This window comes from Paenibacillus sp. 7523-1, assembly GCF_002276415.1.
Classification (GTDB): Bacteria; Bacillota; Bacilli; order Paenibacillales; family Paenibacillaceae; genus Paenibacillus; species Paenibacillus illinoisensis_A.
In genome coordinates, this window is sequence record NZ_NPBR01000025.1 from 38,530 (window position 1) to 52,740 (window position 14,211).

Annotated in this window: 14 protein-coding genes; 9 read left to right on the forward strand and 5 right to left on the reverse strand. The window is 49.0% G+C overall.

The genetic code is table 11. The features are described from left to right. Nucleotides 1-18 precede the first annotated feature (18 nt). Both CHH60_RS25110 and CHH60_RS25115 read left to right on the forward strand, forming a co-directional pair. Nucleotides 19-795 carry a sugar phosphate isomerase/epimerase family protein gene (locus tag CHH60_RS25110; protein ID WP_095292272.1) on the forward strand — a complete coding sequence of 259 codons (777 nt, stop codon included), beginning with the start codon at nt 19-21 and terminating at the stop codon, nt 793-795. Nucleotides 796-860: 65 nt separating this feature from the next. Next, complete coding sequence (locus CHH60_RS25115) at nt 861-1,880, forward strand: Gfo/Idh/MocA family protein (RefSeq protein ID WP_095361700.1); 1,020 nt, start codon at nt 861-863, stop codon at nt 1,878-1,880. A 186-nt stretch (nt 1,881-2,066) separates the two neighbouring features. On the opposite strand, the gene CHH60_RS25120 is transcribed toward CHH60_RS25115, so the two are convergent. Beyond that, nucleotides 2,067-3,014, reverse strand: coding sequence for an aldo/keto reductase (locus CHH60_RS25120; RefSeq protein ID WP_095361701.1), 948 nt, complete (start codon nt 3,012-3,014; stop codon nt 2,067-2,069). Between the two features lie 18 nt (nt 3,015-3,032). Further along, complete coding sequence (locus tag CHH60_RS25125) at nt 3,033-4,037, reverse strand: Gfo/Idh/MocA family protein (protein WP_095361702.1); 1,005 nt, start codon at nt 4,035-4,037, stop codon at nt 3,033-3,035. 118 nt (nt 4,038-4,155) lie between these two features. On the opposite strand from CHH60_RS25125, the gene CHH60_RS25130 reads away from it, so the two are divergent. The 3 genes from CHH60_RS25130 (at nt 4,156) to CHH60_RS25140 (ending at nt 6,213) form a co-directional block, all read left to right on the forward strand. Next, a complete protein-coding gene (locus CHH60_RS25130; RefSeq protein WP_095361703.1) occupies nt 4,156-4,992 on the forward strand; it encodes an AraC family transcriptional regulator in 837 nt (278 codons plus the stop codon). Between the two features lie 119 nt (nt 4,993-5,111). After that, nucleotides 5,112-5,516 (forward strand): Rrf2 family transcriptional regulator, encoded by a 405-nt coding sequence (locus CHH60_RS25135; protein ID WP_095292279.1) that lies wholly within the window; start codon nt 5,112-5,114, stop codon nt 5,514-5,516. 247 nt (nt 5,517-5,763) lie between these two features. Continuing rightward, nucleotides 5,764-6,213: a nuclear transport factor 2 family protein gene (locus tag CHH60_RS25140; protein WP_095361704.1), complete on the forward strand. Its 450-nt coding sequence runs from the start codon at nt 5,764-5,766 to the stop codon at nt 6,211-6,213. Between the two features lie 131 nt (nt 6,214-6,344). Here CHH60_RS25140 and CHH60_RS25145 read toward each other — a convergent pair whose 3' ends face one another. Beyond that, entirely contained in the window at nt 6,345-7,724 is a 1,380-nt protein-coding gene (locus CHH60_RS25145; RefSeq protein WP_095361705.1) for an MFS transporter, read from the reverse strand. A gap of 211 nt (nt 7,725-7,935) precedes the next feature. Between CHH60_RS25145 and CHH60_RS25150 the strand changes: the two genes are divergently transcribed. Both CHH60_RS25150 and CHH60_RS25155 read left to right on the forward strand, forming a co-directional pair. Next, nucleotides 7,936-8,259, forward strand: a complete 324-nt coding sequence (locus CHH60_RS25150; protein WP_095361706.1) for an ArsR/SmtB family transcription factor — start codon at nt 7,936-7,938, stop codon at nt 8,257-8,259. Between the two features lie 209 nt (nt 8,260-8,468). After that, nucleotides 8,469-8,672 carry an aspartyl-phosphate phosphatase Spo0E family protein gene (locus CHH60_RS25155; RefSeq protein WP_095361707.1) on the forward strand — a complete coding sequence of 68 codons (204 nt, stop codon included), beginning with the start codon at nt 8,469-8,471 and terminating at the stop codon, nt 8,670-8,672. A 23-nt stretch (nt 8,673-8,695) separates the two neighbouring features. Here the strand turns inward: CHH60_RS25155 and CHH60_RS25160 are convergent, their stop codons facing one another. Next, nucleotides 8,696-9,574 (reverse strand): carbohydrate ABC transporter permease, encoded by an 879-nt coding sequence (locus tag CHH60_RS25160; RefSeq protein ID WP_095292286.1) that lies wholly within the window; start codon nt 9,572-9,574, stop codon nt 8,696-8,698. A gap of 34 nt (nt 9,575-9,608) precedes the next feature. After that, the gene (locus CHH60_RS25165; protein WP_095361708.1) at nt 9,609-10,574 is read right to left on the reverse strand and encodes an ABC transporter permease; all 966 of its coding nucleotides are present in this window, start codon (nt 10,572-10,574) and stop codon (nt 9,609-9,611) included. Nucleotides 10,575-10,822: 248 nt separating this feature from the next. Here CHH60_RS25165 and CHH60_RS25170 point away from each other — a divergent pair, with 248 nt between their 5' ends. Beyond that, nucleotides 10,823-12,583, forward strand: coding sequence for a sensor histidine kinase (locus CHH60_RS25170; RefSeq protein ID WP_095361709.1), 1,761 nt, complete (start codon nt 10,823-10,825; stop codon nt 12,581-12,583). After that, nucleotides 12,558-14,147 carry a response regulator transcription factor gene (locus tag CHH60_RS25175; protein ID WP_176476202.1) on the forward strand — a complete coding sequence of 530 codons (1,590 nt, stop codon included), beginning with the start codon at nt 12,558-12,560 and terminating at the stop codon, nt 14,145-14,147. The genes CHH60_RS25170 and CHH60_RS25175 overlap by 26 nt, the downstream gene beginning before the upstream one ends. Nucleotides 14,148-14,211 lie beyond the last annotated feature (64 nt).

Genomic DNA, 14,211 nt, shown 5'->3' on the forward strand with positions numbered 1-14,211 from the left:
AGCAGAGGTGTATCATTCATGAAAAAACTTAATATTGGTTTGCAATTGTTCACCCTCCGTGATGAAACTGCAGCAGATTTCCGTGGCACATTGCGCAAGGTAGCAGAGCTTGGTTATGAAGGTGTGGAATTCGCTGGTTATGGTGACATTCCTGCCGAAGAGATGAAAGCATTGCTGGATGAGCTGGGCCTCAAAGGATTCAGCAGCCACGTTTCCCTGCACGCGATGCGCGAAGATTTGCAAAAACAAATTGATTACCTCAAAACCATTGGGGCTCAATATATGATCTGTCCTTACCTCATGCCTGAAGATCGCCCTGACAATGCTGAAGGCTGGACTAAGTTGTTCGCTGAACTGCAGCAATATGGTGCGGAAGCAGCGAAACAAGGTTTGATCTTTGGTTATCACAACCATGACTTCGAATTCCATGGCCAAGTTGGCGACAAAAATGCCTTTGATGCCATGTTCGCTGAAACAACGCCAGAGGCTGTACAAGTGGAAATGGACGTATGTTGGGTCCAATTTGCGGGACAAAATCCGATCGAGTATATTAATCAATATGCAGGCCGTCTGCCGCTTCTCCATCTGAAGGACTTCAGCAAAGACGAACAGGGTCAGATGAAAACATTGGAACTGGGACAAGGTTCGGTTGACCTGCCAGCAGTTATTGAAGCATCAACGAGCGCAGGCGTGGAATGGCTGATCGTGGAACAGGATGTATGTCAGAATCCTCCACTTGAAAGCGTAGCCAACAGTTATAACTGGCTCAAACAGAACTACCTGAACCAATTTTAATCTAGTAATTCGAATCATTAAATGAAGCAAATGCTGAATCTACTTGTCAAAGGGGACATTAATCCATGAGTAAAATTAAAGTTGCTGTATTCGGCTGTGGAGCCATTGCTGAACGCAGACATATTCCAGAATACGCTGCTAACGAAAACGTAGAGCTTGTCGCTTTTGCTGATCCAGTTGTGGAGCGTGCAGAGAAAATGGCCGAAACATACGGCGGCAAAGCATACTCCAGCTACGAAGAGCTGCTTGCAAACGAAACCGTTGATGCTGTTAGCGTATGCACACCTAACTATCTGCATGCTTCCATGGCCATTGCTGCTGCGAATGCAGGCAAGCACGTGCTGGTTGAGAAGCCGATGGCTGTTACCACCGAAGAAGGCGAGCAAATGATTGAAGCTGCCAAGAAAAACGGTGTGTATCTGATGGTTGGACACAACCAACGCCTGATGCCTCCACACGTCAAAGCAAAAGAAATCCTTGATTCCGGCAAACTGGGTAAAGTGCTGAACTTCCGTACTTCCTTTGGTCATCCAGGACCGGAAGCATGGAGTGTGGACGGAGCAGAGAGCTGGTTCTTCCGTAAGGAAGAAGCAATCATGGGCGCTATGGGTGACCTCGGCGTGCACAAGTCTGACTTCATTCGCTATTTGCTGAACGATGAAGTGTCCGAAGTGGCTGGGTTCATCAGCACCCTGCACAAAGAAGGCACACAAGTGGATGACAATGCGACATGCTTGCTTCGCATGAAGAGCGGTGCCATTGGTACACTCGTTGCCAGCTGGACTCAATACAGAGCAGGAGATAACAGTACGGTTCTGTGGTGCGAGAATGGCGTCATGAAAATCGGTACGGTCGAAGGCGACGAAGTAATCGTCGAGCTGACGAACGGTACGGTTGAAACGTACAAAGTTGGTGCGATGGCAACGAATGAGAAGCAGGTACCAAGCGGCGTTATCGACGCATTTGTGGAATCCATTGTGACTCAAACGCCTCCAAGCATCTCCGGTGAAGAAGGTCTTCGTTCCCTGCAGGTCATTCTGGCAGCCTTCGAATCCGAGAAGACAGGTCAGATCGTTAAACTGTAAGACGGACCCGTTCAAAGTCATTATATATGTTCATATGAGGGTACCTCCAGCGTTTCTCTGGTTGGTGCCCTCTTTTTATTTACTTTAGTATGGAAAAGAGACGGCCTCCCGCATCGAAAGTGGGGAGGGCCGTCTCTTAAACCATACTGCATTTGAAGCGTTTCCGCTTTTAATCAGTTCTTGCTGTTACACAACTGGTTTGACGTCGCTCGCAAGATCAAGCCAGGCAATCTCGTCACCAGTCAGAGTCAGGCGTGAGCCTTCGTCACAGGATAACAGCTCATCACGATTCTGTGCACCGATCAGTGCGCAGGTCGGGAAGGACTGGTTCAATACATAAGCTAATGCAATCTGAATGGCCGTTGTATTCTTCGTTTCGGCCAATTCCCCGGCACGGCGCAGTCTTTCCCAGTTGCCGTCACTGTAGAAGACACGAACCAGATCGGCATTGTCACGTACCTCAGGTGTGAAACGACCGGTGAAAAAGCCGCGCGCCTGCGAGGACCAGGACAGCAGCGGAAGCTGTGTCCGTTCATGCCATGCCAGTGTCTCTGCATCTGCGGATACACAGCCAGCCCAGAACGGTTCGTTCGCCTTGGCCAGGCTGAGATTCGGGCTGCTGAATGTGAAGCCCTTCAGACCATGTGCAGCCGCATACGTGTTGGCTTCCTCCAAACGCTGCCAAGTCCAGTTGGAGGCACCGATCGCACCGATTTTACCAGACTCTATGTGCTCATTCAGTGCTTCAAGAATGATGCCAACCGGAATGTTGGGATCGTCCCGGTGTAGTGCATACAATTCGACATGATCAGTCTGCAGACGTTCCAGGCTGGTAAGCAGATCGCTGCGAATGGCATCAGCATTGACACGGGGGCCATTCATATCATGGTGGGCACCTTTTGTCAGGATGACGACCTGATCGCGATTACCGCGCTCCTGCATATAACGTCCCAGCACTTCTTCACTCTGTCCGCCGCAATAGATGTGAGCCGTATCCACGGTATTTCCGCCAATCGCCAGAAAAGCATCCATATTCGTTGCAGCTTTTTCGTAAGCATCATGCACAAAATAGTCCGTGCCTTTGATCAACCGGGAAATCGGTTTTCCTGCACCATTAATCGTAATGAATTCCATTGTACACACCATCCTCGCTTATAGTGTAATTCGTGTACGTTCCTCTGCAGAACGAAGGCAAGCTTCAAGTACTTTCATATTGGCCACCGCATCGGATGAAGCAAAACGCAAATCTTTACCTTGAAGCACGGCACGTGCCATATCATCCCCCTGCAGGGAGTAATGGTTGACCTGAGGGACCTCAACTTCCCTGCGTTCACCGCCCGCCGTAACGTAGAAGTTCGAGCTGCGGTCCGGTTTGCTGATAAATGCGGACGGAACCTCGATTATGCCATCCGATCCAAGCACCTCCAGCGTATTGCGGAATGCTGCCCACATGCTGCTGTCAAATGTGACGCCGACATGATCATTGAATTCAAGTAATCCCGAGGCCATCATGTCGACATGGTCGTGCTCAGGGGAGAACATGCCGATGACCGTTACCGCTGATGGTTCCTGGCCAAGCAGCAGTCGTGCTGCACTAATGGAATAACAGCCAATATCATAGAGAGCACCGCCGCCCCATTCACGTTTGAACCGGACATTGCCTGCGGAACCGGAATTGTTGAACGAAAATGTACTATGAATACCGCGAATTTCTCCAATTTCACCGCTGGCAATGACGTCTCTGATCTGGTCGTAACGGGGATGATGCCGATACATAAATGCTTCGGCGAGCAGTACTCCGGCATCATCACAGGCTTGCGCCATTTCGCGTGCCTCCTGCTCGGTTAACGCGAGTGGTTTCTCGCACAGAATATGTTTGCCCGCCTCAGCTGCGCGGATCGTCCACTCCCGGTGAAGATGGTTGGGAAGGGGGATATATACAGCGTCAATGGAGTCATCCTCCAGCAGTGCTTCATAGCTGCCGTAAGCCTGGGGGATTCCAAGCTGATCAGCGGTTTGTTTCGCCTTTTCCTCGTCCCGGCTTGCGATCGCCGCCACTTCATTCAACTCCGATTGCTGCAAACCAGGAATGACAGAACCTTTGGCAATGCTAGCGCTACCAAGAATGCCCCAGCGTAATTTACGATCTGAATTCATGAGTTGTTTCCTCCTGTGGATGAATGTATATTGTGATTATAAGGAATAGATCGATGAATGAAAATGATAATATATTGAGATCTATTAACACAATATTGCTTGCCAAGGAGAAATATTCATGATGAGACAGACTGTATTGCTAACCCTTCAGGATATTCCATATTTTTGTTATCCCGAGTCCGTTGGCCATTATGTGGATCATCCCGAGCATTCCGTATTGCGGGAGGCTGGTGCACTTAATAACTTCAATATTCACTATGTAGCTTCAGGTAAGGGGTATGTGGAAGTGGACGGGATTATCCATGAACTTCGGGCGGGTCAGGCGGTACTCTATTTCCCGCAGCAGCGTCAGCATTATTACAGCAGTGAGGATGATCCGTGGGATGTGCGCTGGGTTCATTTTTACGGTGAACGTCTCCATGACTACATGATTGAACGGGGGCTGCATCGCAATCTGTTGTGGACGCTGCGGCAGCAAGCCCCTTGGGAAGAGGCTCATCTGGCCTTGCTGCACGAGGCTGAACAGAACCGGATGCTGCGTCCGGCTCAGCTGTCCACGTTGACGTATGCTGTACTGGCCGAGTTTGTCCAGCATGCGGTACCTCTGAAAAACACACGTACCAGCCAAGCGGAGAACCGCATTCTCGGATTGCTCCCGCAGATGCAGCAGGAGGCATGTCAGCCCTTTTTGCTTCAGGATTGGGCGGATCTGGCGGGTGTCAGTTCGTATTACTTTTGCAAATTGTTCAAGAGTGCCGTCGAGATGACGCCGATGGAATTCGTAACCCGTTCCCGGCTGCAGATGGCGAAGCAGTGGCTGCTCGAACGTCCAACGGCCAACATTGGACAGATTGCCGAGGAGGCAGGATACCCGAACGCCAGTTATTTCAACCGCCAGTTCATGGCGCACGAAGGTATGACACCTACAGAGTACCGAGGACTTTATCACAATTAATAACTACTATATATAGAGGTTCCAATTAACCGCGAAATCTCAGATCCTCTGGGGTTTGACAGCGAGCTCAATCAAGTCTATTATGGATAAATTAAATCCGTATACAATGAGGTGCCCTCATGAAATATTCAAAAGCAACCAACTATGCCTTGCATACCATGCTTCACCTTGTGATTACAGAACCGGAGCAGCTGGTTAGTGTTCATCAACTGGCTGATTTGCAGAAAGTATCCCCAACCTATCTGTCCAAAATATTGACCAAGCTGGTTAAGGCGGGCATGATTGAATCCACTTCCGGAGCCAACGGTGGCTATCGTCTGAGTCGCAAAAATCCGGACCCTTCATTTCTGGAGATTATTCACGCCATTGAAGGGCAGGCTTCCCTGTTCGAATGCTCTCAGAACCATAACGAGGGCTGTTTGATTCAGCAGGTCATGATTCATGCCGAGGAACAGATGGAAAACTATCTAAGCAATAAGAAAATGTCCGAGCTGGCTGCCCAAATGAAGGCATATCAGAGATAACGTTTGGGTGAAGAGCGAATCAGCTTCTAGCTGAGTGCGGCTTCCTACTTTACTTTTGTATATAGATACAAACAAGTCCAAAAGTCCGAGAGCGGCATGAAGCAGCATGCCTCACTTTCGGACTTTTTTCGTGGTGGTAGCCAAGCATACAATATGCCGTTGTGCCTAATACAAGCGCAATGGTACAATAAGGAAGATTAATAGATACATATTTTTTAAACCTATTACATCTCTGGAGGGACAACAGATGAGTCAATCAACCATCACAGGACTGGAACAATTGCTTGCACTCGAAAATATCCGTAACACGAAGGCACGCTATTGCCGCTTTATTGATACGAAGCAGTGGGACGCACTGGGCGATGTGTTTGCTCCGGATGCAGTAGCTGATTTCAGTACGGAAGGTAACCCCATTCCGGTATTAACGGGCCGTGACACCATCGTGCAGGTATTCCGTGACCTGGTGGATGTTGCTGTAACCGTTCATCACGTACACAGCGCCGAGGTTGAATTTGTATCCGCGAACGAAGCCAAGGTTATTTCTCCGATGGAGGATTGGGTGACATTCCCCGAAGGCAATGAGAACAAATCCTTCCACGGATTTGGACACTACCATGAGACGTTTGTTCAGATCGACGGTCAATGGTATATCAAGCATACAAGCCTGAAGCGTCTGCGTTTGGATATGTTTGAATAATAATCATGAGAGATATAAAGTAAATCAGAATAGCAAAAGCCCCAAGAACATGGTCCATGTCATTGGGGCTTATTTTATATTGAGAAGCCTAGCCTAACCTAACCTGGTCTGTCACTCCTTAAGAGCTTGGATTAGGACGAAGCGGAAGAAGACTTTTTGCGGGACTGCATGGACAGGTATACCCAAGAGAACATCACGGATGCCAGAGCAACCACGGTCATGCCCCAGAAAATATTCGTGTAGGCTGACGACAAGGACAGCTTCTGCATCGCAGTCAGAGCTACGCCGGTTACGGCGACACTGAATGCACCGCTGAAGAATTGGCTAAGTTGGAACAGGCCCATGCCTGCACCCACCTGATCCATGGTCAGGTTATTGGACAGTTCGTTGGAAACGCTCGTTGTGAGAGCGGAGAAACCTACACTCAGCAGGATATAAATGATCATTATTGCATAGATGCTGTTATCTGCAAACAGAGCGAACAATCCCGCGGCAGCGAGCAGCAGCCATGGTGCAAACCTAAGCAGCTGTGTATTGCCATGTCTGTCAATCATTCGGCCAATCCGGTTGGACAGCAGCATGGAGACAACTGCACCCGGGAAGATAACCAGTCCGGATTGGGCTGGTGTCAAGGCGTACAGATGGGCCAGAATTTGTGGCAGCAGGAACAGAGTCGAGAAGTTGTTGATGTAGGAAACGATCCCGAGCGAGCTGAGCATCATATATTTTTTGTTTTTGAACAGGGCTGGCTGAACAAATGGATCGGCCGCACGTCGGATTCGTAGCCAGAACAATAGTAGTGCTACGACACCAACGACAATAGTTACCCACTCACGTGAAGTGAGGAACAGAAGTACCCCTGTGGTTCCGATCGCCAGAAGCAACGCACCCAGCAAGTCGAACGTACCCTTTTGCGGCATTTCACTCGGAAGCAGTTTGAAGAACACAGGGATCAGGAATAACGTTAATCCGGTAACGATAAAGAGATCGTGCCATCCTAGAAATTGAGTAATGCTGCCGCCGATGACAGGACCAAGTCCAAGACCAAGGGAACTCGCAGACATAATCACAGCCATAGATTTACCCCGGCGGTCACTCGGAACGTAACGCGTGATGAGCACGATGGCAAGTCCAGGCACGGATGCGGCGCCTGCTGCCTGAATCAGGCGTGCACACAGCAGGATAATGAAGTGATTGCTGAAGAATCCAAGAACCGATGCTGCACCAAGTAAAGTGAGACCGGTTGTAAATAAGGTCCGAATCGGTACAAAGTCCGACAGGCGTGAAAAGGTAATCGACGAAATAGCAAAAACGATGGAATACCCTGTAACAATCCACGAAGAAGCAACGGATGAAAGCTGGAATTCGGCTGCAATTTTGGGCAGGGCCAGATTGAACATCATCGTATTCATGACGACGAGAACTACGGTGAAACCGAGCAAACTTACAATTAACCCTTCCTGTAGTCCGGTCGTTCGTTCCCCGGATGATGCGGTTGCGGTGTTATTCATGAAAACCTCCTTGAACTAATGTGTAATTTCGCAACATTTCAGAAATGGTATGTAACATTTGCAAAATGAGATATACAGTGAATCCCATGCCTGACAGCAGGGGTTACATTGACGAAATTAAAGTTAAAGTTCGATTGGTATCGAACATTAGAAATATATCATGGAATTGTGCTAAAATACAATGGATAGTCTGAAAAAAGGAGACTACATTATGAAAATTTTACATCATCCTCAATTGGAGGATATTGAACTTTCTTCCGTGCTGTACGCGTTAAGCGATCCGACCCGTCTTGGTATTGTTGCGGAAGCAGCCAAGAGTGGAGAGCAGCCCTGCAGTCATTTTAATGCACCTGTTGTGAAATCCACGATGTCCCATCATATTCGCACCCTGCGGGAAGCTGGCGTCATTCGGGTGCGGGTGCAGGGTACCCAGCATTTCCTTACATTGAGGTTGGAGGATCTGGAAACACGATTCCCGGGTCTCATGCAGCCGTTGTTGCTCGCCGCTGCTCAGGCGTCCACCCATCATTCCTAAAACTTGTCCTTTCTTCAGGCTGAAGAGGGGGCATTTTTTTATTTCTACTTGGTGGAATCTCTTTTAATACAACTACTTATTTCAGCCTGTACAAGAAAAAATATACAAATTTTAATTTTGGGGTAATCCGTAGCCCTCCATGTTCCGAATATTATAATAGATGGTCTTTTTTGGGTGATGGATATTGAACGACAACAGGGGGCGGGAGTATGGTGCATAATCCGGAAACCATTCAGGAATGTATCGAAAAGGCACGGCAAAGACTTTACCAGATTGCAAATTCACATGCGGAATTAATGCATCCGGAGGTCATTCGCCAATCGATGATTCTGGATGAGTTAATTAATGAATATAACAAAGCCATTCGTATAAACGGAAAAACACCCCGAGACGGAAGCCCCGGGATGAGATGATGCGACAATGGTTCGCGTTCGTTCTATTCTTTTACCGCCCCAAGCACAATCCCCTTGACGAAGAAACGCTGCAGGAACGGATACACAAGCAGGATGGGCAGAGCGCCAATGAAGATCTGAGCCGCATTGACTGTACGTTGAGACATGTTCTGAAGCTGGGTGGCATCCACATTCATGTTGGAGAAGTCCTGCTGTACGATAATGGTCTGCATCAACGTAGCCAGCGGATATTTGGAAGCATCATTCATATAGATTAACCCGTCAAACCAGGAGTTCCATTGGCCTACCATGGTGAATAGCGAGATCGTCGCAATCGCGGGCATGGACACAGGCAGATAGATCCGGAACAAGGTTGTAATATGGTTAGCTCCATCAATAAAGGCCGCCTCTTCCAGCTCTTTTGGAACATTACGGAAGAAGTTCATCATCAGAATTAGGTTCCAGACCGCAACCGCTCCTGGCAAAATCAGTGCCCACAGCGTGTTGATTAGCCCCAGCTTTTGAATCAAAATGTAAGACGGGATCAGCCCGCCGCTGAACAGCATCGTGAAGATGAAAAACCAAGCATACATAGAGCGTCCCTTGAAATGAAGACTTTCTTTGGATAATGGATATGCCGTCAGAATGACCAGCACCATACTGAGCAGCGTGCCGAGAACGGTACGCTGAACCGAGATCCAGAGTGCACTGAGAAAGTTGCTGTTACCAAACGTTTTGGTATAGGCGTCTACGGTAAAATCAATCGGCCAGAGTGTGACCAGATTGGCGGAGGCTGCCGCCTTACCGCTGAAAGAAACCGCCAGAATATGAACGAGCGGCAGCACACACAGCAGTGAAACGGCCGCAATGAAGAACAGGTTGAAGCCATTGAATATCCGGTATCCGGTCGTTTTGTGATACACTTTGATTCCCCCTTAATGCAGTAGGCTAAATCCCTTAGAAAATGCGGTAATTGGCGATTTTGTAAGCCATCCGGTAGGCAGTAATGACCAGGAACATCGCGACGAAGGACTTGAATAGTCCTACCGCTGTTGCGAAGCTCATTTTGCCATTCAGGATCCCCATCCGGTACACAAACGTGTCGATAATATCGCCTTTCTCATACACGAGCGGGTTATACAGATTGAAAATCTGGTCAAATCCTGCATTCAGAATATTGCCAAGGGACAGCGTTCCCACCACAATAATCATCGGCACCAGGGCAGGCAGCGTAATGTGCAGCGTCTGCTTGAGCCGTGTTGCTCCATCCACCTCGGAAGCTTCATAGAGAGCCGGATTAATCCCCGCCAGCGCAGCCAGAAATACGATCGTGCCAAATCCGAATTCCTTCCATACATCACTGATGACAACCGTTACCCGAAACCAGTCACCATCTCCGAGAAAGAAAATCGGTTCAATCCCTGCAGCTGCCAACACCTGATTCACGAGCCCACCCTCTGGGGACAGCATGTCGAGCAGAATGCCGCCTAGTACAACCCAGGACAGGAAGTGGGGCAGGTACACGAGTGTCTGTGAGAACCGTTTGAACGTGGAGTTTCGCACCTCATTCAGCAAAATGGCGAATACCACCGGGGCCACCAGGCCGGCCACAATTTTCATGGAAGCAATCAGCACGGTGTTCCAGATCACCTGTACACTGTCCGGATACTCGAACATGAACCGGAAGTTATCCCATCCCACCCATTTGGAGCCCGTGAATCCCAGCCACGGTTTGAAATCCTGAAAAGCAATAATAATGCCGCCCATGGGTACATAGGCGAACAGCAATGTGAGCAGTACAGCAGGCAGCAGCATCAGGTGCAGCGGCCATGTGCGTTTGAAGTTCCAGCGGGTACGTTTGCGTGGATTGCGTATCGCCTGCCGTACCGGTGTGTTGGTTGTTAATGGTTGTTCCATAGCCATCAGTGTCCCTCCTTATGTATCGTCCAGCCTCCGCATGGTGAGGCATTTCGGCCTCTTGCAAAAAGTGGAGCAACTGAATTATAGCAATGGAAAACGGCACGCTATAGACCAACATTTCAAGGCGAATGTTGATTTGTTAACCTGTTGAGGAAGTTCATGATTCCAAAATCAATATAGATATGAAAGGGTTTTCAATATAAAATAGGACTTCGATAACGTTCGATCATATTTTGAGACAGGGTGAAACGATGAAATTCACAGTATTTGCAAAAACGGTCATTTTGCTGATCTGCCTACTGGTGCCCATCTTGCTGCTCTATACCTATGCCAACCAGGCGAATGTGGACATGGTCGTGGAGGAGAAACAGCAATCGAGCTTGAACCAATTCAATTATTTCAGCTCCCAGGTAGATAAAAATATTGAGCAGCTCTCGCTCTATGGGCTTACCCTTCTGAGGGACCCCAGCATACTGCATTACCGTTACATGACGGAAACGACCAGCCAGTATGAGAAGAACAGCATTTATCTGGACATTCTCGACAAATTATCGTTGTACCAGTCCACCAGCCGCTGGAAAAACGACATTACAATTCTGCTTCCGCAGGCCGAACTGGTGTTATCCACCAAGGCAAGCCGAACCGTCTTCAATGAGAACATGCTAAAGTTTCCCCAGCCTGGCCAGTGGCAATTGGATGAGGGAGGATTCACGTTTTTTTTCACGGACAATTATGAGTGGAATGCCAAGCCAGCGACGACAGGGGTTCGGACCGTGATGGAGATTAATTTTGATCCGATGAATATTGTCGCCATGCTGGATGACTTCAAGGAGGCGCAGGGAGGAGACCCTTTTCTGTACGTGCCAGGCAATGACCCCTTATTAAACCGCAGTGCTGACCCTGATCTGGTCCAGGCCATTATGGAAAATATGCCGTTGAACGGGCTGGACAGCGAGGGGAATCATCAACTGGAGGCCGGTGGCAAGCAGTATCTGGTGAGTTATGTACCTTCCAAACAGCTTCATGGCGTCTATGTAAATCCTGTTGTACTGGATGATCTGCTCACCCCGATGGATAAGAGCCGGAACATGTTTGTTACATCCATACTCCTGCTGCTGGCCTTGAGCATCGGGGCGGCATTATTGCTCTACCGCAAGGTACAGATTCCCATCTATCGCCTGATGCAGGGGCTGCAGCAGATTCGCAAAGGCCAGCTGTCGACCCGAATTCCGGTGGATCATTCACGCGATGAATTTGCGTACCTGACCCAGAGCTTCAATCATATGGCGGAACAAATTCAGGAATTGATCGAAAAGGTGTACGAGGAACGCATTCGTTCAAGAGAAGCCACGCTCAAGCATTTGCAGTCACAGATCAATCCGCACTTCCTGTACAACTGCCTGTTCTATATTAAAAATATGACCCAGCTCGGTCATTCGGAAGCCGTTATTGCGATGTCGCTGAGTTTGGGAGATTACTACCGATACATCACCCGGGATGAGAATGACATGACGACGGTGGAAGAAGAAATTCGGCTGCTCGACAATTATTTGTCCATACAGCAGATGCGGACCAATCGTTTATCCTACGAAATTGCTGTACCGCCGGAGCTGATGCAGCAGCAGATTCCAAGGCTGCTCATTCAGCCTATTGTGGAGAATGCGGTCATTCATGGCATTGAACCAAGCGAAGGCAGTGGCCATATCGTGGTGACCGGAATGTCGGTCAAAGAGCAAATCAAAGGGAAATCCTTCAACCGCTACAGTTTGTTCGTGGATAACGATGGGGTTACATTGACACCTGAAAAGATTGAAGCATTGGAACGGGAAGTAAACGAGCCGATGGGCGAGGAGATTGGAACCGGGACCTGGAATGTGCACCAGCGTCTGGTTACGCGATATGGGCATTCATCCGGGCTTCATTTTGCAGCGATTCCTTACGGGGGACTTAGTGTGGAAATACGATGGTTTGAGGAGGAACAATCACATGATGAATCTAATGGTCGTGGATGACGAACACTCAGCGGTGGAATCCATCGCTTCCTCTATCGCATGGAGGGAATATGGCATCGGTCAGGTATATAAGGCATATTCGGTCAAGGAAGCGTTGCAGCAGATGGCTGCCCATCAAGTTCATATCATCATTACGGATATCCGTATGCCGGGCCTGTCGGGACTGGATCTCGTTAGTCATATTCGGCAAAAGTGGGAGCAGACCAAATGCATTATTCTATCAGGACATGCGTCTTTTGATTACGCAAAACAGGCCCTTAAACACGGAACGGTAAGTTATCTGCTTAAACCGGTGCGCGATGAAGAACTGATCGAAGCCGTGCAGCAGGCCTCCGTGCAGATCCGGCTGGAAGGAGAGAAACAGCAGCTGCATCAGCGTGCGATGTATTCGGTAAGGGAGCATTTGCCGGAGAAAAGGGCGGAGTTAATGAAGGATGTGCTGCTCGGGCGCAAGTTTGCCGAAGATGAGCTTGAGGGTAAGCTGGAACAATTGGAGATCGGCTTCCGTCCCCAGGATAAAATGCAGCTGCTGCTGATCCGCTATGATGACCCACAGCCAACGCACAAGGCATTTCGATTAATGAAATACGCCATATCCAATGTGGTGGAAGAAATCTTCAGCAGCAGCTACCATCTCTGCCATACCGATGATGCCTATGATGATCTGGTGTTCATGGCCAGTCCGAAACAGGCACAGTCTGAACCGGAACTGCTGATGGGACGGCTGGGCGATCGATTGATACACAGTGTGAAGCAGTATTTGAATGCAACAATCTCGCTATCGGTCAGCAAAACAGGCCGTTTCCCCCATCAGGTACCGCAGCTGTATCATCAGGCTGTAAGTGCCTTGCGGAAGCAGGGTGCAGGGAAAGGATTGCATCTGAATGCTGCAGCCAGCTCGCATGGAGCCTCTTTGAAGTCACTTACTGCGCTCTATGAACCACCTGGTCTGACAACGCTGCTGGAAGCCGGGAGAATGGAGGATGCACATCGCAAGATCGATCAGATCTTTGCCGAGCTATCAGGCAGCGTATTTCCGGAGCATGTCTACGTTGCCTTTCATTATCTGGCGGCCGCTTTCTCTTATATGGCTCACCGGGAAGGCAAACAGTTATCCGATGTGCTTGGAGAACAATATCAGCAGCTGCTGAAGGATGGTTATGGTGTATCGCTGCGGAGCCTGGAGGCATGGACCCGGAACGTCATGCAGCAATGGACAGAGCGTACCCAAGACTCGGGTCAAGAGAGTGGGTCCACCCTGATTCGGCAGGTACAGCACTGGATTGACCATCATCTGGGAGAAGATCTGTCCCTGCAGGTCATTGCGGGAGAGGTGCATCTGCATCCGGTATATCTCTCCAAAATGTACAAACAGTCCACTGGCGAAGGCATCAGTGATTACATTATTCGCTCCAGAATGGAACGCGCCGTGCACCTGCTGAAGCATACCGGGATGAAGATCTATGAAGTCGGCCAGGAAGTGGGCTATAACAATACCCCTTACTTCATTCAAGTGTTTCGCAAGCATTATGGCCTGACACCACAGGATTTTCGGAACGGTTAACAAATCAATATGAACATTGAAATTGTGATATATGTTTACCTCCCCGGCTGCACTATCCTTTTCA

What these genes read in the sequence shown, in the direction of transcription:
- CHH60_RS25170 (WP_095361709.1), top strand. Translation starts at nt 10,823, where the DNA reads ATGAAATTCACAGTATTTGCAAAAACGGTCATTTTGCTGATCTGCCTA.
- CHH60_RS25135 (WP_095292279.1), top strand. Translation starts at nt 5,112, where the DNA reads ATGAAATATTCAAAAGCAACCAACTATGCCTTGCATACCATGCTTCAC.
- CHH60_RS25155 (WP_095361707.1), top strand. Translation starts at nt 8,469, where the DNA reads ATGGTGCATAATCCGGAAACCATTCAGGAATGTATCGAAAAGGCACGG.
- CHH60_RS25120 (WP_095361701.1), bottom strand. Translation starts at nt 3,014, where the DNA reads ATGGAATTCATTACGATTAATGGTGCAGGAAAACCGATTTCCCGGTTG.
- CHH60_RS25110 (WP_095292272.1), top strand. Translation starts at nt 19, where the DNA reads ATGAAAAAACTTAATATTGGTTTGCAATTGTTCACCCTCCGTGATGAA.
- CHH60_RS25165 (WP_095361708.1), bottom strand. Translation starts at nt 10,574, where the DNA reads ATGGCTATGGAACAACCATTAACAACCAACACACCGGTACGGCAGGCG.
- CHH60_RS25115 (WP_095361700.1), top strand. Translation starts at nt 861, where the DNA reads ATGAGTAAAATTAAAGTTGCTGTATTCGGCTGTGGAGCCATTGCTGAA.
- CHH60_RS25175 (WP_176476202.1), top strand. Translation starts at nt 12,558, where the DNA reads ATGATGAATCTAATGGTCGTGGATGACGAACACTCAGCGGTGGAATCC.
- CHH60_RS25125 (WP_095361702.1), bottom strand. Translation starts at nt 4,037, where the DNA reads ATGAATTCAGATCGTAAATTACGCTGGGGCATTCTTGGTAGCGCTAGC.
- CHH60_RS25140 (WP_095361704.1), top strand. Translation starts at nt 5,764, where the DNA reads ATGAGTCAATCAACCATCACAGGACTGGAACAATTGCTTGCACTCGAA.
- CHH60_RS25145 (WP_095361705.1), bottom strand. Translation starts at nt 7,724, where the DNA reads ATGAATAACACCGCAACCGCATCATCCGGGGAACGAACGACCGGACTA.
- CHH60_RS25130 (WP_095361703.1), top strand. Translation starts at nt 4,156, where the DNA reads ATGATGAGACAGACTGTATTGCTAACCCTTCAGGATATTCCATATTTT.
- CHH60_RS25150 (WP_095361706.1), top strand. Translation starts at nt 7,936, where the DNA reads ATGAAAATTTTACATCATCCTCAATTGGAGGATATTGAACTTTCTTCC.